Raw genomic sequence first — 20261 nt, 5'->3', positions numbered from 1 at the left:
TTTTTGAGTCTCCCACTGTTGAATTTTTTATTGTTATTTTTTCACGCTAGACCTTTCCTGCTGAGCTGTCAGTCCAAAAGTGACAGTTCAAAGCATTCAATAAGTCCAGTTTGGTGGAAGCAACTTTGGCAAAGGTTCGGAAAACAGAGTTTTTTGTCACTGAAACAAAATCGGATGTCCGATAGGTCCAACCTTAGGTCGGCGGCAGCCCCTAGCGCAGATCGGCAACGGATTTCTGCAAGGCGACAATCAGGGCGTCCCGCTTCTGCGAAAGTTCGGCAGGTGACATCCCTCGGGCTTCAGCCTCGACACCACTGGCCAGGCGCTGGGTCACGTCTTCAGTCAGATACACCTGCCCCAGATCATCCCACCACCCGTTGAACGTATCGGAAAAGTGGTCACAGAACGCACGCAGACCGCCCTCACCAGCGCCAAGGTTGAACAGCATCGTTGGCCCCATCGCCGCCCACCTGAGGCCCGGCCCGGACCAGACCGCCTTGTCAACATCCTCGACCGAGGCGACGCCGGAAATCACCAGATGGACTGCCTCGCGCCAGATCGCGGCCTGCAATCGGTTGGCAACGTGGCCAGGGACTTCTTTGTGCAAGCGGATGGTTGTCTTTCCAATGCTCTCGTAGAACTGCTGTGCCGCCTCGACAACGCCACCGGCAGTTTGGTCATTGCCCACAACCTCGACCAACGGGATAAGATGCGGTGGGTTGAACGGGTGGCCCAAAACAAAGCGCGACGGGTCACGCCAGCCCGGCTGCATCTGGCTAAGCGTCAGGCCAGAAGCTGAGCTGGCGACGATTGCCTCACGCATCAGGGCAGGTTCGATCGCTGCGAAAGTTTCATGTTTGATTTGAATACGTTCGGGCACGTTTTCTTGCACGAAGCCTGCCCCTTCGACGGCCTTGACGGCGCTGGAATGGAAGGAGATCGCGTCTGGTGATCCGTGGTCCGTCAAGCCAAGTTGCGTCATCGTAGGCCAAGCTGTTTCGATATAGGAGCGTACTTTTGTCTCCACCGCCGGATCGGGATCGAACATTGCGACCGATCGGCCTGACGCCAAAAATAAGGCCGCCCAACTGGCACCAATCACACCTCCGCCCAGGCAGGCTGTATGTTGAAACTCCATCAGAATAGTCCCGGATTGAGAGGGGAAGCCGCAGTCATGCCGCCATCCACTGTGAACAGTTGCCCCGTCGCAAAGCTTGCCTCATCCGATGCCAGCCATACGGCCATGCTGGCGACGTCAGAAGGTTTGCCAAAACGGCGCATGGCGTGGCGCGCCAGCGCATCGTCCCGCGCGGCTTTCGGGTCGTTGGCAAGGTCGAAACCTGCGTCCAACATGCCCGTCTCGATCCATCCCGGGCAGATCGCATTGCAGCGGATTTCAGGGCCATGATCAACGGCAATCGACCGGGTCAACCCATGCACGAATGCCTTCGACGCGTTGTAAAGAGCCATCGAAGGGTCCGCGACCTGACCCGATATCGAGCCGATGTTGATGATCGATCCACCCTTACCCATCCGAGGGATGAAAGCCCGGCAGAGATTGAATACGCCTCGGCAATTGGTGCCGATCACCGCGTCCCAATCTGCGTCCGTGCTGTCGATCACGGTCTTTTCGATTTGAATGCCGGCGTTGTTCACAAGAACATCCGTCCCGCCTGTAGTGTAAGCCAGTTGTTCGACGACCGCTGTGTCGGTGACGTCCAATGGATACCATTGGATGTTCTGCCCCAATCCCTCAGGTCTGGAACCGCGACCACAGGTTGTCACGGCAGCGCCTTCGCGGGCAAACGCCTCGACAATCGCGCGCCCGATGCCTTGGCGGCCTCCGGTGATCAGCGCTCTTTTTCCCGCCAACCGCATCAGTGCGCCACCATCACGTGGCGCACCGAGGTATAGCCATCCAGCGCATATACCGACATATCGCACCCTGTGCCCGAGCCCTTCATCAAGGTTGAGGTATCTTTGGTGCAGCCTGAGGAGGCGAGTTCATGCCTTACTGCATTGGCAGTGCGCGGGGCCTGATTTGCTTGGGAAATGATAACCGGCCCAAACACCTCGGTGCTTGCGTGGTTGATCCGGTTTGGCGTGATCGGCAAATATTCAGACACCGCTGGTGTGTGCCTGTAACCGGTCGCCTGCCAGGTTGGTGCTACTGATTTTACAACATTCATAGCTTCATCTGCTGAACTTGTGCGCTCAGCCCCCCGTCCAGAACCCAGAGTTGTCCGCTGGCATAGCGCGCCTCGTCCGAGGCCAACCAGTTCACCAGATTGGCGATGTCGTCAGGCGTGCCATATGTGCGCATAGGGTGAACATCGCGCACGGCTTGTTGCAACTGGTCGATGGTCTTACCGTCTCCGCCCGAGCCATCGCCCGTGAAAAAGCTCTGCAGCATCGGGGTGTCGACATAGCCGGGGCATATCGCGTTGACACGAATACCCTCAGGGCCGTGATCGCAGGCCATCGCCTTCGTAAGAGCGTGAACAGCCCCTTTGGTCGCGCAATATGCGGCGAGGCCTGGATCAGCGATGAACCCGTCATAGCTGCCGAAATTGATGATCGAGGCAGAGGTGCCTGACGCCGCTGCCCGTCGCATCAGGGGCAGCGCATATTTCGAAACCAGAAAAGTTCCTGTCACGTTTACAGCAAAGGACAGGTTCCATTCCTCCAGTGAGGTCTCTTCGATAGTCTTTTCAATTTCGATCCCCGCCGCGTTGACCAGAATGTCCAACGTGCCCAAATCCTCGGCGACTTGATCCATCGCCGCAATGACGTCGGCCTCCTGCGTCACGTCCAATTTGACGAAGATACTGCCGTCATCGTCATGCGCCGCCAAAGACCCTTGAGGCGTCAGGTCAGCGGCATAGACCCGCGCGCCTTCGCGCAGGAACCGGGCCACGATGGCGCGGCCAATGCCGCCTCGACCGCCGGTGACAAGCGCGGTTTTGCCTTCCAGCATCATTCGTTGGTCTCCTTCAACGGCGGATAGCGATAGCGCGTCGCCGCAACCGTCCAGTCCATATGGTTGCGTACATAGTCCTGCGAGGCATCGCGCGGCGGGTTGTAGTCCCAGCTTTCGACCGGGTTGGCCTCCATCGCGGCATGCAGGGCGCGACGGGATTTTTGCGTGGCGATCACGTCGGCGCGCAGTTTCTCACTGTCCCAGCGCTGCGTGACGCGGCTGGCGAACTGCGCTGCTTGGTCGGCGTAGTCCGGGTCTTGCGCGCGGTTCACCTTTTCCAGCGGGTCGACGGCCAGATCGTACATCTGTGGCGGGTCCGGATCGCAATGGATGTATTTCAGCGGACCGCGCCGGATCATGAAGACAGGATAAGGCGTCATCTCGGCGCAGTATTCACCGATGGCCTCATCCACCGGATCCGCGTCGCCTTGCGCCAGGGGCATCAGGGATCGTCCATCCACGGGTTCTCCAAACATGGTCTCGTCGCCACCAGCGATGTCGACGAATGTAGGCAACAGATCAAGCAACGAGCACGCATTCGGCGCTGCCCCCTGCGCCACGCCGGGGCCGGCCATGATCAGCGGCACGCGAGCGGAATGTTCGAAGAAGTTCATTTTATACCACAACCCGCGCTCACCCAGCATGTCTCCATGGTCGGCAGTGACGATAACGATTGTGTTGTCGAGTTCACCGATATCTTCCAACGCCTTGACCATCGCGCCCAGCTTGCTGTCGAAATAGCTGACATTGGCCAGGTAAGCGCGACGAGCGCGACGAACTTCTTCTTCGGTCAGAGGGACATAGCTCGCCTCAATCCCATCCATCACCCGGCGCGAGAACGGGTCTTGTTCCTCGGGCGTCAGTGTGAATTCGGGCATCGGAACTTCGGCATCCGAATAGAGGTTCCACCACTCCGGCTTGGCGACGTATGGATCGTGCGGATGGATGAAACTGGCGACCAAACAGAACGGTGCTTCCTCCCCCGCGGCCCGCTCCCGGCCCCGGTCGATCAACCAACGCCGGGCAGCGAATTCGACCTCGTCATCATAGTCGGTTTGGAACGTGGCAATGGCCTCACCGCTTTCCTTGACCGTCTGCATATTGTGATACCACTTGTCGATGCGCTCGTCCGGGGCCTCCCAATCTGGGGTCCAGGCGAAGTCGGACGGATAGATGTCAGTGGTCACCCGGTCCTGAAACCCGTGTTTCTGGTCGGGGCCGATGAAATGCATCTTGCCCGACAAGCACGTGCGATAGCCCAACGCTTGCAGGTAATGCGCGAAGGTCGGGACCGAGGCACGGAATTCGCTTGCATTATCATAGGCGGCGATCCGGCTGATCAGCTGCCCCGACATGAAGGCGAACCGCGATGGCGCGCAGAGAGGTGAGTTGCAATACGCTGCGTCGAACCGCATTCCGCGCGCAGCCAGAGCATCAATATTCGGCGTTTTCACCGTTGGATGGCCATAAGCGCCACAGAAATGCGGCGCCAACTGGTCAGCCATGACCACAACAATATTGGGCCGCGTCAAGGGGCGGCCTTTGCGTAGGAATCCAATACCAGCCCGTGGAAGTGATGCACCGCATGTTCCGATTTGCCCGAGCCGTTCGGGTCATGCACGATGCGTCCCTGGGTGAAAGCAGGCGTACTCATCCCGCGCTGCACGCTTTCGACGATGTCGATATCTTCGCGTTGCAGCACCTCATCCAGATAGCGGATGGCTTCCAGCTCCGCTTCGTCAGGTTCGGGGGTTTCAAGGAAGAAATCATATGTCTCTAACGTCCGGTCCGGCCCGATGGGAATAACATTCAGAACAATCATTGAAGACCGCCCCGGATACCGCATCAAACAGGTCGTGGGCCACAGCCACCAAACCGCATGAGTTCGCACGGTTGCGTTCGACACGTCATAGGCAGTGTTTGCGCCCTTCCCCGCCTCAGCCATGTGGCTGGAATAAATCCCGTAGGTGGTCACCTTGTAAGTGTCCATATCAACGAGATCACAGAAATCCTTGTGCGCGGTCGGGCAGTGATAACATTCCAGGAAGTTGTCGACGACGTTCTTCCAGTTCGACTTAATGTCATAGGTCAAACGGTGGCCGAAGGTCAGGTTCTCGATGTCCGGAGCCCAATGGCGGATTTCGGTTTCCAGATTGCCGGACACCTCATGTAGGGGCCGCGCGTCGGGATCGAGATTGACATAAACGAAACCCGCAAACTCCTCGACCTGTACCTGATCCAGGCAGATTTCTTTGGTGCTGAAGCCGGTCAGGTTTTCGGTCTCAGGCGCCCGAACCAACTGCCCGTCCAGTTTATAGACCCATGCGTGGTAAGGGCACATGATCCGCGTGGTCTCGCCCTCACCCGACAGCAGGTGATGCGCGCGGTGTTTGCAAACATTATAGAATGCGCGCAACTCTCCCGCGCGGTCGCGCACCACTGCGATGGGTTGGCCCGCAATTTCGACCGTCACATAAGATCCGGGCGCGCGCACCTTTTCAACGTGGCAGACCCATTGCCAGGTCCTTGCAATAATCTCATTCAGATCGACCCGATGCCAGGCCGGATCAACATAAGCCTCGGCATTCAACGATTGCGTATTGAATGGGTCCGGGCTGAACCCATCGGAAATCCGCTCGAATTGCTCTTTGGAGGGCAGCTCGCTCATGGGGTGCTCCACAATTTTGGCCGTGTCCGGTTCATTTGACTGGCGTGTGAGATATGATCCCCTGATTTACCTTGCGCGGCATAACTTTTTCCGACTTAGAGCTATCTTTTCTCGCCACTCAATATTGACACTAAACTGACTTAGGTTTGCGGTGCATCGGCCACGCCCGATACTCAAACGGCACGCGCCCCTCAATTCGGTCCTGACTTGGCGGCAACCCGAACCTGTCTTTATAAGATCGGCTGAAATGCACCTGACTTGCAAAGCCCGAGGCCATCGCCACCTCGGCAATGGGCATCTCGGTTTGCGTCACCAGCCCCCGCGCCCGATCCAGCCGGATGTCGCGGTAATAAAGCGCCGGGGTCTTTTTGATATAGGTAGCAAAAAGTCGATCCAGTTGCCGATGGGATATCGCCGCGCGCTTGCAGATTTCCGGTATCGGCATCGGATCTTCCAGATGTTCCTCCATAGTCTGGATCGCGGTTTTCAAAGTGGCTGGAACAATGGCCCCCAAGGGCTCAACACCTTCGGGTTGTTGCTTCGCAGCCGGCCCCCGAAGCCGGTCGTGAAAGATATACCGTGCCGCCGCGTTGGCCAGTGCGCTGCCGTGGACGCCCTGCACGATTTGCAGCCCGAAATCTACGGAAGCGCCTCCACCGCAACAGGTGATGCGGTTACCATCCAGAACATACAGATTCTCAACCACTTCAGTGTCGGGATACAGTTCCTGAAACGCATCGATATGCTCATAGTGCACGGTCGCGCGGTGCCCTTTCAGTAACCCTGCCTGCGCTAGAATAAACGCACCGGTATCCAAGGCGCCCAAGGTGGCCCCTCCACGCGCCCAATTACGCAGGGCCGTGCCAATCTTTCCGGTCAGGTGCTTTTCTGGCGTCCAGCTGGACGAGACAATGACGATATCCGTCGGTCGCGCTGTAATGGTATCAAGGGATACGGTTTCGATACCTGCGCCATTACTTGAGGGGCAGTATCCGCCAGCCTGTGACACGAAGGCCCACTTGAAATAGGTCTTTCCATCCAGATAGTTGGCGGCGCGAAACGGATCGATAAAACCCATCGTCGCCGCGATGTTAAAGCTGGGGGCAACGATAATAAAAAGCTGCGTTTCCCTCTCTGCGTTCTGTGCCATCCTTCCGTCGCCTCGATTTCCCGCACCCGATTATGAGAAGACAGTGTTTGCGCATTTCACGCAAGACAGGTTTCAAACGGCCTGGAATCATCCAGCTAATCCAACCGCTCAGACGCTTTTCAGTGTCGAACCCTGAACAGTTGGTGTAGCAAAGATCGGACAGCAAGGATTTTCAGGCGGAGGATTGGACAGTGCGGTTTTTGGTTCGAGGTTTGATAGCTGTCGGTGCGCTTGTTTTGATTGCCTTTGTCGCGGCTTGGCTGCTGCTGTCCTCTCCGTTCCTGTCATCTGCGCGCACCGCGCTGGTTACTTACATTCTGTCTGACAAACTGGGTCAGGATGTGATGATCGAAGACGAAGTCCGCGTTGACATTGGCCATCCGTTGTCGATTTCGGCGGCCGGTGTCGTGTTGCCCAGCGCATCCGTGCCCGACGTGGATCTGGCCCGGATCGATGCGCTGGGGTTTGATCTGTCCGCAATGGATCTTTGGGGTGGTAGTCCGGCACTCAGCAACCTGCAACTGGACGGCATTCATCTGAACCTGATTGCGACCGAAGATGGATCAACCTCTTGGCAAGCCAGTTCCTCTTCCAAGTCTGAAACGCCCACGTCGGCATCCATCGCGCTTCCAAACATCCTGAGTGATCGCAGACTGCAAATAACCAACGCCTCAGTCCTCTATCAGAGTGCACAGAATGGGCTGGATCTGGATCTGCAACTGGCCGATCTGTCCCTAAGCCGCGAGGGTGAAACCGTTACGGCGACCGGCACGGGATCGCTGAATGGCGAGACATTTGACCTTAGCGGGACAGTACCGCTGGACGCGCCGTTTCAAATCACAACAGACTTTGAACATATCTCGATCGCGGCCAATCAGGTCGCATCCGACACGGGGATCGTCGTTGAAACCTCGGTCAATATCGCTGCGTTGGGGCAACTTTTAGATGTATTGAGGCTGAACCGCGTGCTGGAGGGAGAAGGCAGCGTAAGCGCGGTCTTCAAAGCGTCAGAAGGCACAGCGCGGATCGATGACCTGAGCGTTCTGGCCGAACTGGACGGCGGGCAAAGCCTTGAGCTGACCGGGCAGATCGGAGAGCTTGGCAACCCGGAAGACGTGTCTCTAACCACAAAAATCCGGCTATACCCGGAAGCCTCTGAACCCGCGCCTGCCCGGTCACGATATGATCTGAAGCTTATTGCGGTGGACATGGTGATGGACAGTGTCCCCGGTCAGGTTCCCCAGCGGCAGATGGTAATCGAGACCAATGGTTTCACCCTGGACACATCAGGCGAAGGGCCCCCGCCAGTCAAATTCTCGGACGTCACCAGAACCCCGGATGGCGCGCTGCGTGTTGGCAATGTCAATCTGCGGATCGGAGAGCCCGCAACCCCCTTTGTCATTCTGGACGGATCCATCGATGACGCGCTGCGATTGCAGGGCGTGTCTGCCAAGGGCCTGTTGGACATCCCCGCCAGCAGTCTGATTTCACCGGACCTTTTGGGCGAAGACAATCAGCTTGGCAAGTTTTCCGGCGACTTTCATCTGCAGGGTGGCATCGACCAACTGACGCTTACCAATCTGGACGGACAGACCAGCGAGACGGATGTCTGGCAACTTGAAGTGCACGGCACAATCAAGGACGTGTTGCGGTTCGAAAATCTAGACCTGGGTATCAATGTTGACGTCCCCTCGGGCGCTGATCTGCTAGAGGCCTTGTCGCTGGACCCGGTCGACACTGGCGCTGCGGGATTTGCGATCAACCTTGTCAGCCAGGGCACCGATTGGGATGCCGATGCCGATATCACAGTCGCGGACTCGGGCCTGACCTTCACCGCCGATCTTGATGACGCGACCTCGGACCCTGTTTTGCACGGGAAAATCGAAAGCGACCTGATCAGAATAGATCAGGTGCGCGCCATAGTTCTGGCCGCAGCACAGCTTAGAAAGCTGGGGGCCCCCGCCCCAGAGGAAACTCCGGAACCCGAGGCAGATACCGGGGCGCTAAGGGATGTGACGCTGCAACCGATTGGCCGTTCGATCCTGCTGTCTGGGATGAACATGAACATGGACATCGACCTGCGGCACATTGAGGGAGCAAAGGGCGTCAGCAGCCTGCAAAGCCAGCTGACCCTGAATGAAAACGAGCTGAAGGCCGGGCCGCTGAAATTTGAATACGCCGGGGCACATTTTGACGTGAACGGCACCATGGACCTGTCGGATGAGGCGCATCTGCTGACCCTTTCCGGTCAGGCCGGTGGCTGGCAACTGGACGACATCCTGCACAACCTGAATTTCAAGAAAGGCGCAAGCGGTACGATCTACGCCGATTTCAACGTGACCGGGGGCACCGAATCTCTCAAGCATTTTGCCAGTTCAATGAGCGGGAATGCCACAGTGTCCATGCGCGACGGCACTATCGAGACGCAATTGTTGGATTTGGCGGGCCTTGGGTTGCTGCCATGGGTGTTTTCAAAAGAGAAGCAGAAAGTCGCCCCAATCGTATGTCTTAACGCGCCCCTGGCGATTTCCAGTGGCAGCATCTCGACCAAGCAGACCACATTGGAAACCGATCAGGTTCAGGTCGTTGTGTTCGGTGGAGTGGACCTGAACAACAAGGCTTTGGACCTGAACCTGCAACCACGCAAAATCGGCGATCCCCTTGCCCGCAGCCCATGGCCGGTAACGGCGACCGGGCCGCTGGCCAAGCCGAAGATCAAGGTCAAGGATGGGCCAAAACGTCTAAAGCGTTCGGACGGGGCCGATCAGATGCCAGCCCAGCGGAAGCTATGCGTGCCGGACATATTGCAGCTGCAATAAGCGTCTGGTGAAAGGCAGCGCTTATTCGCTCCTTACCCGCATGTCACGGTGTGTGTTTTCACGCGGCTTCACCGCCGCCTTTCGCCGCTCGACGACCGGGAATTCGACAAAGAACTCGGCGCCTTTCCCGGGCTGACTGACATAGTCAATCGTGCCGCCAAAATGCTCGACGATCTCCCGAGAGATATTCATCCCCAATCCGGTACCGCCAGCGTGGCGTTCGTCTGACGAGTCAATTTGCGAGAACCGGTCAAACACTTTGTCCCGGGATCCCGGCGGAATACCGATACCCTGATCCCTTACAAAAATCGTGACAGTCTGCCCGGTTCTTTTGCACCCTACGGTCACCGTCCCGCCTTCAAAGGAAAACTTGGCCGCATTTGAGATCATATTGGTCAGAACCTGAATCAGGCGCGCGGCATCCCCGCTGATATGCGCGTCGCATTGGCTGCAACACTCTTCGGCGATCTGGACGTTATGGGCGCTGGCATAACCCAGGTTGCTGGCGATTGCGTCCTTTATCAATGAGGGCACGTATATCGTTTCCTCGCGATATGCCATCTCTCCGGCTTCCATCTTCTGGATGTCCAGAAGATCATTGATAAGCGCCGCAAGACGCGCACTGTTCTTGCTGGCCAGATCAACCAGGTTTTGCATTTTGTCTGGCACTTCGCCCAGCGCACCGGAATTGATCAGGTCGAGCGATCCTTTGATAGACGTCAAAGGTGTCCGCAATTCATGACTGACCGTCGAGATGAACTGGGTCTTGGCAATATAAGCGGCCTTGGTCCGTTCGTGCTCTTTTCTAAGCTTCTCGAGCTGCTCAAGGTTTTTGCGGTACAGCCCCAAAAACACCAGCGAACAGTCGATCAGAAAGTACATGACAAAGACGACTGTGAAGAAATGCAGCCAAAGCTCTGACGACAGGTCGGGCTGTTCGACCCAGATGTCCTTGACGACGATCACCATGAACGAGATGCCGTACATGACAAGCCGGACGATCATCGCCCAGACGAACTGATGGTTGTTCATCGCCGCGAACAAGGCGGCTGCAAACAGGAAGAACAACGGTGTAAAATGCCCGCCCGATTCCTGTTTGAAAGCCACCGATACGGCATACAGACAGATCGCTGTCGAACTGAGCACCGTGTTCAGCAATATCCACGCGACCATCATGTGGATCGCGTTGCGCTGGTCAGGCTTCAGCCGGGCCACACGCTTTGCGAGATACAGATCCTGCAACTCGCAAATCAGGATGGTCCCATAGAACAAGAGCGCGTTTATGGGATCGAAGAAGAAAGCTGTCAGGATCGTTGAGGCGAGAAAAATCGCCTGCCGCTGCCATAGAAGCGAAATGATCATGGCAGTGTAGTCTTTGATGTTCTGCAGAAGCCGGTCGTCGGGGATTTCAGACACCCGATCCGGCTGCTTCGCTTCTATGACCGTCATCTCAAGATCTTCGCTACTCGCACTCGCGACCGTTCCTAACCCAACAATGAGGACGGAGTTGGCCGGAATTGAGTTCACAGTTTGGCAATAATCCCAAGAACTGAGCGCAATTGTTACGCGACCCGTTGGCTTTTGCAGCGCAATCCGCCCGGGTCGAGCCAACCGGTCGTGCGGCGCTCAGCGAAGAAGATCACGTAAAATGTTGTTTAAAAATTGTTTTCCACCCAGGCGGGGCAGACAACACAGCGTCGTCACTTTCTGGAAAGATATGTTTCCTGACCATAAAGGTCATGCAGCGCTTTTTCGAACAAACGCGGGCTTGCACGCTCTTTTTGCTCGACCTCATAGTCGCTGCCGGTGTGAACCCGAGGTACAGCGCCTTTCCTCAGCGCCTGTTCCCGATCGTTCACGTATTCAGCAGCCGTTTTCAGTGCCGCCAGCGCCCCCGCTTTGGAAAGCGACCGCATGGGCACCGGGGAACTCATCACTGTGCGCAGATGAGCCGAAGCCCCACGCGTGCTGAGAACCATGCCCAGTTTTCGGCTCAAAATCTCTTCTGTCGGCAGCATATCGGTACTGTCCCGACCATGGGTGACAATCAGAAAAATCCCTGCCCCCCGGTATGCAAAAATCGCATCGGCGTCTTTCAAGGATTTACTGATGCAGAATCCGATATCGGTAATCGCGCGGCGGAAGCTTCCGAAATCACCCATGTCATAACGGTACTCGGCATCCTGCAGTTTGACCGCAGTGACCGACGAGTCAAAAAGGCGGCTGCGGGACAGGTCTTCGACATAATCGTCAAATTCAACGTATCCCAGACATCTCTTTGGTCCACCAATAGATAGCGGATCCTCAAAACTGAACTGACGATTGTAATCCAGCTTTTCCTTGAGGGTTTTCACCGACGCCATAGTCTGCTTGGCCCTGATCCGCTCTTGCATCAGCAGATGCGCCGCGTTCATGCGGCTGCGCAGTTCAAAAAAGTCAAACGGCTTGGTGATATAGTCAAATGCTCCTTCAGCGAACGCATCCTCGACATGTTGCCGATCACTCATCGCAGTCAGCATTATGACTGGCGTTTCGGAATTGTCTGGCAAGCTGCGAATTTTCCGCAAAAGCTGTATTCCGTTTGTACCCGGCATCTGAATATCCAGCAGGATGCAGTCAAACGGAGCTTTGGATGTCTTGATCTTCCATAGCGCTTCCGAGGCGGACCCAGCCTCGGTGACGTGGCAATTCTTGAATGCGGACAGTCCGGTCTCAAGCAATTCCAGCACACCCGGTTCGTCGTCCACGGCCAGGACATTGAAGGTGGCCTGTTTCAACGCGCGGCGCTCCAGTTTTTGTTGAAACTGTTCTGTTGCGGGAATGGAATGTTTCATGACTGGAGAACTGCTTTTGACCTGATTAACAGCCCTACCCTATGAAACGACTGGGACGAAACGGCGGCAAAAACGCATAAAAAAGCCGGAGAATAGGGTAATTTCTTGACCTTATTTTGGCACGTGTTCCCCGAATGCGGATCAACAGCCAAGCAAGTGCTTTATGGCCGCCTTCGGGCTAAGGCCCCATCAGCCAGCCTGAGGCGCGACCCACTTACAGCCTTAGCCAAATGAGCCACACGCAAATTGAACGTCGATCAAGGCCGGAATTATCAACGGCAAACTCAGGCAATATCCTCAGCTTGAACATGCGCCTCGGTCATGGCGCTATTTCCGTGCGATTTGATATTGAACAAAACTGATTGGCTTACGGTGCCATCAATCGAAAACTTGGCGCCCACAGGCGCCGCCCCGACCCCCAGTCGCCGGGACCACCGGGACCAGACAGAGGGGACAATCCCCAATATGCTTGAGGCTCCACCCTCTTGTGCGACCTCTACCATCCGGAAAAACAACTCATGCTGAACGGCGATCCTGCGTGATGCGGGAACGCTTTCCGTAATGAAAAACCGCGACGCCTCCCAGACATTTTCCTTTACCGGAGCTTCGAAGAACAGAAGGTCGGTCGGCATGTCTTTCAGAACGCCTCGTTGCGCGTCTCGCAACATATACGTGTATATACCGCACGTGGCCGTGGTCGGTAACAGGCGTACACCGCCGTAGATTTCACCGAACTCATGTAACACGACCCACCGACAGGCAGGCGTATCATACTGGTCGAATTCCATGCCGTCGACCTCACTGACCTGCCAATGCAGCCGGTCAATGAATATGGCTTTCCGGGTTTCCAGGTATTGCGCGAGCAAGGTGCCATGCTCGTGCATGTTTCGGAAGTTCATTGCGGTCGCGCGAATGCCGCCCAGCCGATCCCGAAACGCCGCTACATTACCCTTGAGCGATACAAGATTGGGCTGCGCCGTCCCCTTCGGCGCAACCTGAGCGTCATTTGCAGGTTCCAGGCCCGGAAAATCGCGCGGAGCCGGGAATGCCTGCTCGTACCTGAGTGGTCGGTCCATAATTTGCTCATAGTTTTGCCACACTTATGACAAGATATGACCCCGCAAGTCCACAACTTATTGCAGTATTTTTTTGGATTGTCGGGAATGTGTGGCCAATTCACCTCCTCAACATATAATTAGCCATTTTAATGCTAACCAAGGGTAAATTTGCGCAGGCATATTATTGCCGTCTTTCGCGTTTCGTGGCTGCCCCACTGCGATCAAACCATTGAAACACTGCCGATTTTCCCGCGACCCCATGCTTAAGGCCCGTTGTGACCTCTCTGGTTTTGTGAACTAGAACGATGTATACTCTTCGGCTGCCTTGCCCGGCGATTCAGGGGCAGGCAGACCCGCCGGACAGATCGTCAGTTGAACGCCAAAACACAGGCTTTCCACAGGTAATCATCAAACCGGGCGGGAATTTCCTCGGGACAAACAGACGCCTTTCACGGGTCATCCTTTCGCCGTTTTTGCCAGACAGATTGGTGCCGTACTAAGAGTTGCAAACACCGGCTGACCTTTGCCTCAAGTCTGCATTGCCCAAAGGTTGGTTTGGTGAAAAAAGTTGGTGAATAGTTATGCGTATACTTGCTGTCGACGACGATCCTAGCATCCTGGAACTGCTGACATGCGTCCTGGCGACGTTCGGCTACGAAGATGTCGTAACCGCGCGCAGCGGTCGTGAGGCGCTGGAAATTCTGTCCGAGCCGAATGAAGCCTTTGATTGTCTGCTTCTGGATGTGCAAATGCCGGAAATGAACGGTATTGCCTTGTGTGAAGAAGCGCGGGCGCTTCCGGGGTATCGCTTCACTCCGATCATCATGGTAACCGCCATGGTCCAGAAGCAATACATCGACGAAGCGTTCGAGGTTGGTGCCACAGATTATGTGACCAAGCCCTTCGAATTCGATGACCTAAAACAACGTCTTCAGGATGCCTATCGCCTGGCGGCCGAACGCCGCGCCGCGATTGAAGTTCTGGAGGCCGACGCCTATGCGTGGACCGATTCCGAGGTCAATTCCGACTTCCACCTGAGTGATCCGCTGTATTTCGGAAACTTGAATGGCTGCATCGGGTTGGCGGAGTTCGAGAACTACGTAATCCAGCTTTCGACCATGCATTCTGGCACTGCAAAAATTGTCGCCATTAAAGTCGCAGAGGTCGAGCAGTTTTATAACTCGAACTCTCCCGGTGATTTCCGCGAGATCATGAATTCCGCCGGTGCATCGCTGCTTGCAGCAACGCAGGAAGGGCGCAACTTCGCAACCTATTGGGGCAATGGTGTCTTCCTCCTTATTCACGATGTGAACAAAGGCAAGAACGCCCAGATGCTGGAAAGCCTGCTGTCGGAAACTCCGGCCGATGCCGATCAGTCGAACGAGTTGTTCGCGTATCAGGTTGGCGAAGACGTCGTTCTGGAGGCTGGCACGAAGATGGAGGCCCTGTTCCTGATCGACAAAGCGGTCGAACTGGCAGAGACAAATATCAGCCCAATGGCCAAGTTCGGTTAACTGGGCTTCTCCGACAGCTTTCATTCCTGACAGCTTCGGTCGCTGGCCTTGCCAGCGGCCTGTTGCCAGCCCGTGAGACCCGATGAGAAACGAGGCCGATGGGACGCGCGACGTCATTGTGATCGGGCTATTTTTCCGGATTTAGGTTGTGTAACGCCGGACAAAATCGACCCTATCCAAGCCACGCCGGAAAAGCCGTCCTGTGACGCAGGTGTTCGCTCTGGTCGAGCAACTTCGCATCTGCCAGAGCCGGTTCTCGGCAGGCTCCATTCCTTGGAATGTTAACGGCTCTATCGTTTTTTCCGTATCGACTGGCCATTGTGAAACAAATGCACTTTGCCCGGGTCCGCATTCAGTTTTACGGTTCGCCCACGCAAGTTTCGTTCAACACCGGGAAACTTCGCGACAATGTTCTCAGCACCGGGCCTACTTGCAAAATACAACAAGGTTACTTCACCCAATGCCTCAACAAAATCAACATTACTATCCAGAAAGCCCGAGGCGTCGTCAGCGAAGAAATCCTCAGGTCGGACGCCAATATTGACCTGTAAACCCATTTGTTCTGGGCTGGTTGGGATAGTTGAAACAGCCGTTCCGCCTGAATCAAGCGTAACCTCTGTCAGTTCCCCGGTTTTGAAAATTTGGCCCGGCAGCAGATTCATAGATGGCGAGCCGATGAACTGCGCCACAAACTCATTGTCCGGCGTTTCGTAAAGCTCCAGCGGAGTACCAACCTGTGCAACGCCCTTGTTTGCTAGAACGACGATCCGGCTGGCCAAAGTCATCGCCTCAACCTGATCGTGGGTCACGTAGATCATTGTGCTTTCGGGCATCGCCTCTTTCAGGCGTGCAATTTCGATCCGGGTGGCAACACGCAGCGCGGCATCAAGGTTCGAGAGCGGTTCGTCGAACAAATAGACTTTAGGGTCTCGCACGATGGCGCGCCCGATGGCGACACGCTGGCGCTGGCCGCCGGACAAGGCCTTGGGCAAACGGTCAAGGAGCGGATCCAGCTGAAGGGTTTGCGCGGCACGTTCGACGGCGGCATCGATTTCGGCGGCAGGCATCTTGGCGATCTTGAGTGCAAATGCCATGTTCTCGCGCACGGTCAAATGTGGGTAGAGCGCATAGGACTGAAACACCATTGCAATGCCCCGCTGGGCGGGTGGCACATCATTCATGACCTGCCCTTCGATCTCCAGTGTGCCGCCGGTGATCTTTTCCAGCCCGGCAATCATCCGTAGCAATGTAGATTTGCCGCAACCTGATGGGCCGACGAAGACGATCAGTTCGCCCTTTTCGATATCCAGATCGATGTGCTTTAGGACATCGACCGGACCATAGGATTTCGCCACATCCGTTAGTTTGAGTTCTGACATGGTTTACCCCTTGTCCATAGCCATCAGACAAAATTGCGCCGGATGCAGCATCACATTTTCCGCTCCATCGGCTCCGCCGAGATCCCGCCCTATGATCCGCCAGTCGCCCTTGGGCAAATGGATCTGCTTTGAGTCCGCCCCAAGGTTAAATGCACAAAACACCGTTTCAGATGCGCTTTCGCGCCGGAAGGTCAGGACCGGGCCGATCTGAGTCATATCGGACTGAGCCCCCGAGGCTAACGCCGGATGCGCTCGACGCAGCGCGATGGCACGGCGATAGTGGTGCAACATCGATTGGTCGTCCGCTTCCAGCCGGTCGACTGCTTGTTCCGCCTGAGCCGCACTGATCGGCAGCCACGGCTCACCCGTGGTGAATCCTGACTGTTCGTCTTGCGCCACCCAGACCATCGGCGTTCGACAGCCGTCGCGGCCTTTGAACTCGGGCCAGAACTCGATGCCGTAGGGGTCTTGCAGCCTTTCAAACGGAACATCCACCTCGTGCAGGCCGAGTTCCTCTCCTTGATAAAGACAGGCAGAACCGCGCAGGCACATCATCAGAACCGCGTGCTGGCGAATGGCGTCATCGCCCAACTGCCAACGCGATGCGTGACGCTGCACATCATGGTTCGAAAACGCCCAGCACGGCCAGGCGTCGCCTGCCTTTTCCTCAAGCTGATCAAAGACCTGCTTTGCATAAGGCGCCGTCAAAGGTCGTTTCTCCAGGAACTCGAAAGCATAGCACATATGCATCCGCCGATCGCCTGAGGTGTACTCACCCATGATCTCGAGCCCGCGCTGCGCGTCACCGACCTCTCCCAGACAGGCGCAACTTTCATATTCGTCAGTCAGCGCCCGAAGTCGTTCGAGGAAGGCAATATTCTCGGGCTGACTTTTGGAATATAGGTGGTCCTGATGATTGTATGGGTTCACTGCTGGCGCGATCGAGGCATTGCGTTCCTCCATCGGAAGCGCCGGATTGTCGCGAAGCTGTTTGTCGTGGAAATAGAAGTTGATCGTGTCCAGGCGGAACCCATCCACGCCCATCTCAAGCCAAAACCTGGCCACATCCAGCAAAGCATCTTGCACAGCTATGTTGTGGAAGTTTAGGTCCGGCTGCGAAGTCAGAAAGTTGTGGAGGTAATACTGCAGGCGGCGCGGCTCCCACTGCCATGCCGATCCGCCAAAAATCGACAGCCAGTTATTGGGTGGTGTGCCGTCCGGTTTCGGATCAGCCCAGACATACCAATCACACTTCGGATTGTCCCTGCTGGTGCGGCTTTCGGCAAACCATGGATGCTGGTCGGATGAGTGCGACAGCACCAAATCAATCATCACTTTCAAACCCTTGGCATGGGCCTGATCCAGCAACACGCGAAAGTCTTCAAGCGAGCCGAACATTGGATCAACGTCACGGTAATCACTGACATCGTAACCAAAATCCTTCATTGGAGACTTGAAGAAGGGTGAAATCCATATCGCGTCGACCCCCAGATCAGCGATGTAATCCAGTCGCTGAGTGATCCCTTTCAGATCACCGATTCCATCATCATTGCTGTCTTGAAAGCTGCGCGGGTAGATCTGATAGATCACGCCACCGCGCCACCATTCTGACGCTGCTTTGGTTGCTTTGGAAAGTTCTACAATGTTCTGCACGTTCATCAGACGCCTCTATTTGACGGATCCGGCCAACAGACCTCGGACCAGATATTTTTGCATTGCGAAGAAAACAATCAGCGGAACGATGATCGAAACAAATGCTGCAGTGGCGAGGATTTCCCAGTTGCCGCCTCTTGTCCCCAACAGCTCCACAATCTGATTGGTCATAACGGTAGTTTGACCCGACGCGTCGATCAGGAAGACTTTAGCCACCAGAAGATCGTTCCATGTCCACAGGAATTGAAGGATCGCGAATGACGCAAGCGCCGGGAAGCTGAGCGGTAAGATCAGTTTGACAAAGATCTGGAACTCAGACGCCCCGTCGACCCGTGCGTTTTCGATCAAATCGCGTGGAAGACCGGCCATATAACTGCGAAGAAGGTAGATCGCCAGCGGCAGTCCAAAGCCGGTGTGAGCCAACCAAACACCTAAGTACCCTTTGCCGATCCCGATGTTGAGATGAAACTTCAGCAAGGGAATAAGTGCCAATTGTAGCGGCACAACCAGAAGACCGACAACCGCTGCAATCAGCAAGGCGCGACCCGGGAACTCCATCCAAGCCAACGCATAAGCCGCAAAAGCTGCAACTAGAATTGGAATGATCGTGGCAGGAATGGTCACTGTCAGCGTGTTGAAGAACGCCCGGCCCATACTGTCGGTGCTATCTTCGGCCAAAAGGACCTTATGGTAGTTGTCCAGCGTGAACTCGGGTGGAAGCTCTGCAGTCACAAAAACGCGCGGGCCGCGGCTGCCGGTGAATTCTTCCGCATTTTCCGCCCTGTAATTGCCGTTAGCATCAACTGTGATGGTTCCGCCACGGCGCAATTCCGCTATCTGACCAGGCTCAAACGCGTCGACCGCACGGGAATTGACACCCCATTTTGAAATCGTGGCTTTCTGCCCTTCGTCAATCAGTTGCCCTTCAATCACGTACATCCCATTTTCCTGAATTTGCGTATCAGGCGCAGCCGTGCGCAAAGTCAGGTTTTGCTCGGACGGGAAAAGAGACTTCCACCAGCCGCTGGTCGCGATCTGATCGGCCGTGCGGAACGATGAAATCAAAAGCCCCAGCGTTGGCACTATCCAAAGCACCACAAGAAAAATGACCGAGGCTTGGACAATCCATCTAAGGGCGGGTTTGGTTCCTGCAATCTCGCTCATCCCCTACTCCATTTCCCGGCGTGCGTTGCGGATGTTCCAGACCAGGATCGGCGTCACCAGCAACATGATCACCATGGCCGATGCCGAACCCACCCCCCAATCATTGGCGCGGAACATCTTGTCGTACATGTAGTTGGCCAGAACCTGTGTCTCCCACTGTCCGTTGGTCATCGCGAAAACAATGTCGAAGACTTTCAGGACCAGAATGGTGATCGTTGTCCAAACAACCAGAATTGTGCTCCAGATTTGAGGCACCTTGATTTTGAAGAATATCTGGAAGGGGTTGGCGCCATCCAAAACCGCGGCCTCAACAGTTTCTTCGGGGATGCCCCGCAAAGCGGCTGACAGGATTACCATGGCAAAACCGGTCTGAATCCAGATCAGTATCCCCATAAGGAAGAAATTGTTCCAGAAAGGAATAGTCAGCCAGGTTTGGGGCTCGGCCCCACCAAAGAAGATATATAGCGCATTCAGAATCCCGATCTGGTCTTGCTCGGCAGGGCGCGCATCGTAGATCAGCTTCCAGATGACCGAAGCCCCGACGAAAGAAATCGCCATCGGCATGAAGATCAGGGCTTTTGCAATATTCCCCCAACGAATGCGGTCGGTTAGCTGAGCAGCCAAAAGGCCAAAAGCCGTGGACATCGCCGGAACCACGATTAACCAGAACATATTGTTGCGCATGGCTTCCCAGAATTTTGGTTCTGCTGCCATCTGCACGTAGTTGTCGAAACCGACCCACCGGTACCCGCCTCCGGGTACACGTTCAGTGAGAGACAGCCGCAACGTCTCAACCACCGGATAGGCCAGGTACAGGCCAATCGCCGCAAGCGCCGGAAGCAAAAACAACCACGGCCGGATCATGTTCGCGCGGTTGATGTTTCGACCTGCGTTGGGCCCCCGCGCAGGAAACAGAACCTTGTCCAGAAACTGATTGGACAGATAGAAATAGCCCACACAGCCCGACACGCCTATGGCGATGGTCAGCAGGCCCTGAAGTGCCGGATGCATCACGATCTCCGTTGCGAAAGTGAAAAGGGCG

At 55.8% G+C, this 20261-nt stretch carries 16 protein-coding genes; 2 read left to right on the top strand and 14 right to left on the bottom strand.

Annotation, left to right across the window (positions count from 1 at the left end; all coding sequences use genetic code 11):
* Window positions 1–211: 211 nt before the first annotated feature.
* From ACP0GE_RS17525 to ACP0GE_RS17495, 7 genes are all read right to left on the bottom strand, one after another.
* Entirely contained in the window at window positions 212–1138 is a 927-nt protein-coding gene (locus tag ACP0GE_RS17525; protein WP_424833194.1) for a 3-hydroxyacyl-CoA dehydrogenase NAD-binding domain-containing protein, read from the bottom strand.
* Window positions 1138–1878, bottom strand: coding sequence for an SDR family NAD(P)-dependent oxidoreductase (locus ACP0GE_RS17520; RefSeq protein WP_424833193.1), 741 nt, complete (start codon window positions 1876–1878; stop codon window positions 1138–1140). Before ACP0GE_RS17520 ends, ACP0GE_RS17525 begins: the two co-directional genes overlap by 1 nt.
* The gene (locus tag ACP0GE_RS17515; protein ID WP_424833192.1) at window positions 1878–2189 is read right to left on the bottom strand and encodes a hypothetical protein; all 312 of its coding nucleotides are present in this window, start codon (window positions 2187–2189) and stop codon (window positions 1878–1880) included. Before ACP0GE_RS17515 ends, ACP0GE_RS17520 begins: the two co-directional genes overlap by 1 nt.
* A complete protein-coding gene (locus ACP0GE_RS17510) occupies window positions 2186–2980 on the bottom strand; it encodes an SDR family NAD(P)-dependent oxidoreductase (RefSeq protein ID WP_424833191.1) in 795 nt (264 codons plus the stop codon). Before ACP0GE_RS17510 ends, ACP0GE_RS17515 begins: the two co-directional genes overlap by 4 nt.
* Window positions 2977–4512, bottom strand: a complete 1536-nt coding sequence (betC, locus tag ACP0GE_RS17505) for a choline-sulfatase (RefSeq protein WP_424833190.1) — start codon at window positions 4510–4512, stop codon at window positions 2977–2979. The genes ACP0GE_RS17510 and betC overlap by 4 nt, the downstream gene beginning before the upstream one ends.
* Window positions 4509–5648: an aromatic ring-hydroxylating oxygenase subunit alpha gene (locus ACP0GE_RS17500; RefSeq protein WP_424833189.1), complete on the bottom strand. Its 1140-nt coding sequence runs from the start codon at window positions 5646–5648 to the stop codon at window positions 4509–4511. The genes betC and ACP0GE_RS17500 overlap by 4 nt, the downstream gene beginning before the upstream one ends.
* Before the next feature lie 130 nt (window positions 5649–5778).
* Window positions 5779–6798 (bottom strand): GlxA family transcriptional regulator, encoded by a 1020-nt coding sequence (locus ACP0GE_RS17495; protein ID WP_424833188.1) that lies wholly within the window; start codon window positions 6796–6798, stop codon window positions 5779–5781.
* 191 nt (window positions 6799–6989) lie between these two features.
* On the opposite strand from ACP0GE_RS17495, the gene ACP0GE_RS17490 reads away from it, so the two are divergent.
* Window positions 6990–9617, top strand: a complete 2628-nt coding sequence (locus tag ACP0GE_RS17490; RefSeq protein WP_424833187.1) for an AsmA family protein — start codon at window positions 6990–6992, stop codon at window positions 9615–9617.
* 21 nt (window positions 9618–9638) lie between these two features.
* Here ACP0GE_RS17490 and ACP0GE_RS17485 read toward each other — a convergent pair whose 3' ends face one another.
* From ACP0GE_RS17485 to ACP0GE_RS17475, 3 genes are all read right to left on the bottom strand, one after another.
* On the bottom strand, window positions 9639–11066 hold the full coding sequence (locus ACP0GE_RS17485) for a sensor histidine kinase (RefSeq protein ID WP_424833186.1): 1428 nt from the start codon (window positions 11064–11066) through the stop codon (window positions 9639–9641).
* A gap of 251 nt (window positions 11067–11317) precedes the next feature.
* Window positions 11318–12451 (bottom strand): response regulator, encoded by a 1134-nt coding sequence (locus ACP0GE_RS17480; protein WP_424833185.1) that lies wholly within the window; start codon window positions 12449–12451, stop codon window positions 11318–11320.
* Between the two features lie 284 nt (window positions 12452–12735).
* Window positions 12736–13527 (bottom strand): acyl-homoserine-lactone synthase, encoded by a 792-nt coding sequence (locus tag ACP0GE_RS17475; RefSeq protein WP_424833184.1) that lies wholly within the window; start codon window positions 13525–13527, stop codon window positions 12736–12738.
* A 563-nt stretch (window positions 13528–14090) separates the two neighbouring features.
* On the opposite strand from ACP0GE_RS17475, the gene ACP0GE_RS17470 reads away from it, so the two are divergent.
* On the top strand, window positions 14091–15023 hold the full coding sequence (locus ACP0GE_RS17470) for a response regulator (RefSeq protein ID WP_424833183.1): 933 nt from the start codon (window positions 14091–14093) through the stop codon (window positions 15021–15023).
* Between the two features lie 290 nt (window positions 15024–15313).
* On the opposite strand, the gene ACP0GE_RS17465 is transcribed toward ACP0GE_RS17470, so the two are convergent.
* The 4 genes from ACP0GE_RS17465 to ACP0GE_RS17450 are packed head-to-tail and all read right to left on the bottom strand — an operon-like array spanning window position 15314 to window position 20230.
* On the bottom strand, window positions 15314–16402 hold the full coding sequence (locus ACP0GE_RS17465) for an ABC transporter ATP-binding protein (protein WP_424833182.1): 1089 nt from the start codon (window positions 16400–16402) through the stop codon (window positions 15314–15316).
* Between the two features lie 3 nt (window positions 16403–16405).
* Window positions 16406–18061: an alpha-glucosidase gene (locus ACP0GE_RS17460; protein ID WP_424833181.1), complete on the bottom strand. Its 1656-nt coding sequence runs from the start codon at window positions 18059–18061 to the stop codon at window positions 16406–16408.
* A gap of 9 nt (window positions 18062–18070) precedes the next feature.
* Window positions 18071–19219, bottom strand: coding sequence for a carbohydrate ABC transporter permease (locus ACP0GE_RS17455; protein ID WP_424833180.1), 1149 nt, complete (start codon window positions 19217–19219; stop codon window positions 18071–18073).
* Between the two features lie 3 nt (window positions 19220–19222).
* Window positions 19223–20230, bottom strand: coding sequence for a carbohydrate ABC transporter permease (locus ACP0GE_RS17450; protein WP_424833179.1), 1008 nt, complete (start codon window positions 20228–20230; stop codon window positions 19223–19225).
* Window positions 20231–20261 lie beyond the last annotated feature (31 nt).

It is taken from the genome of Ruegeria sp. (genome assembly GCF_965243365.1).
Lineage (GTDB): Bacteria > Pseudomonadota > Alphaproteobacteria > Rhodobacterales > Rhodobacteraceae > Ruegeria.
The sequence above is the reverse complement of the archived record's forward strand: the minus strand, read 5'-3'. Positions and strand labels throughout refer to the sequence as shown.

Excerpts from the sequence above, each read along its gene's own strand:
- ACP0GE_RS17525 (WP_424833194.1), bottom strand. The coding sequence starts at position 1,138 with ATGGAGTTTCAACATACAGCCTGCCTGGGCGGAGGTGTGATTGGTGCC.
- ACP0GE_RS17520 (WP_424833193.1), bottom strand. The coding sequence starts at position 1,878 with ATGCGGTTGGCGGGAAAAAGAGCGCTGATCACCGGAGGCCGCCAAGGC.
- ACP0GE_RS17515 (WP_424833192.1), bottom strand. The coding sequence starts at position 2,189 with ATGAATGTTGTAAAATCAGTAGCACCAACCTGGCAGGCGACCGGTTAC.
- ACP0GE_RS17510 (WP_424833191.1), bottom strand. The coding sequence starts at position 2,980 with ATGATGCTGGAAGGCAAAACCGCGCTTGTCACCGGCGGTCGAGGCGGC.
- ACP0GE_RS17500 (WP_424833189.1), bottom strand. The coding sequence starts at position 5,648 with ATGAGCGAGCTGCCCTCCAAAGAGCAATTCGAGCGGATTTCCGATGGG.
- ACP0GE_RS17495 (WP_424833188.1), bottom strand. The coding sequence starts at position 6,798 with ATGGCACAGAACGCAGAGAGGGAAACGCAGCTTTTTATTATCGTTGCC.
- ACP0GE_RS17485 (WP_424833186.1), bottom strand. The coding sequence starts at position 11,066 with ATGACGGTCATAGAAGCGAAGCAGCCGGATCGGGTGTCTGAAATCCCC.
- ACP0GE_RS17480 (WP_424833185.1), bottom strand. The coding sequence starts at position 12,451 with ATGAAACATTCCATTCCCGCAACAGAACAGTTTCAACAAAAACTGGAG.
- ACP0GE_RS17475 (WP_424833184.1), bottom strand. The coding sequence starts at position 13,527 with ATGGACCGACCACTCAGGTACGAGCAGGCATTCCCGGCTCCGCGCGAT.
- ACP0GE_RS17470 (WP_424833183.1), top strand. The coding sequence starts at position 14,091 with ATGCGTATACTTGCTGTCGACGACGATCCTAGCATCCTGGAACTGCTG.
- ACP0GE_RS17465 (WP_424833182.1), bottom strand. The coding sequence starts at position 16,402 with ATGTCAGAACTCAAACTAACGGATGTGGCGAAATCCTATGGTCCGGTC.
- ACP0GE_RS17460 (WP_424833181.1), bottom strand. The coding sequence starts at position 18,061 with ATGAACGTGCAGAACATTGTAGAACTTTCCAAAGCAACCAAAGCAGCG.
- ACP0GE_RS17455 (WP_424833180.1), bottom strand. The coding sequence starts at position 19,219 with ATGAGCGAGATTGCAGGAACCAAACCCGCCCTTAGATGGATTGTCCAA.
- ACP0GE_RS17450 (WP_424833179.1), bottom strand. The coding sequence starts at position 20,230 with ATGCATCCGGCACTTCAGGGCCTGCTGACCATCGCCATAGGCGTGTCG.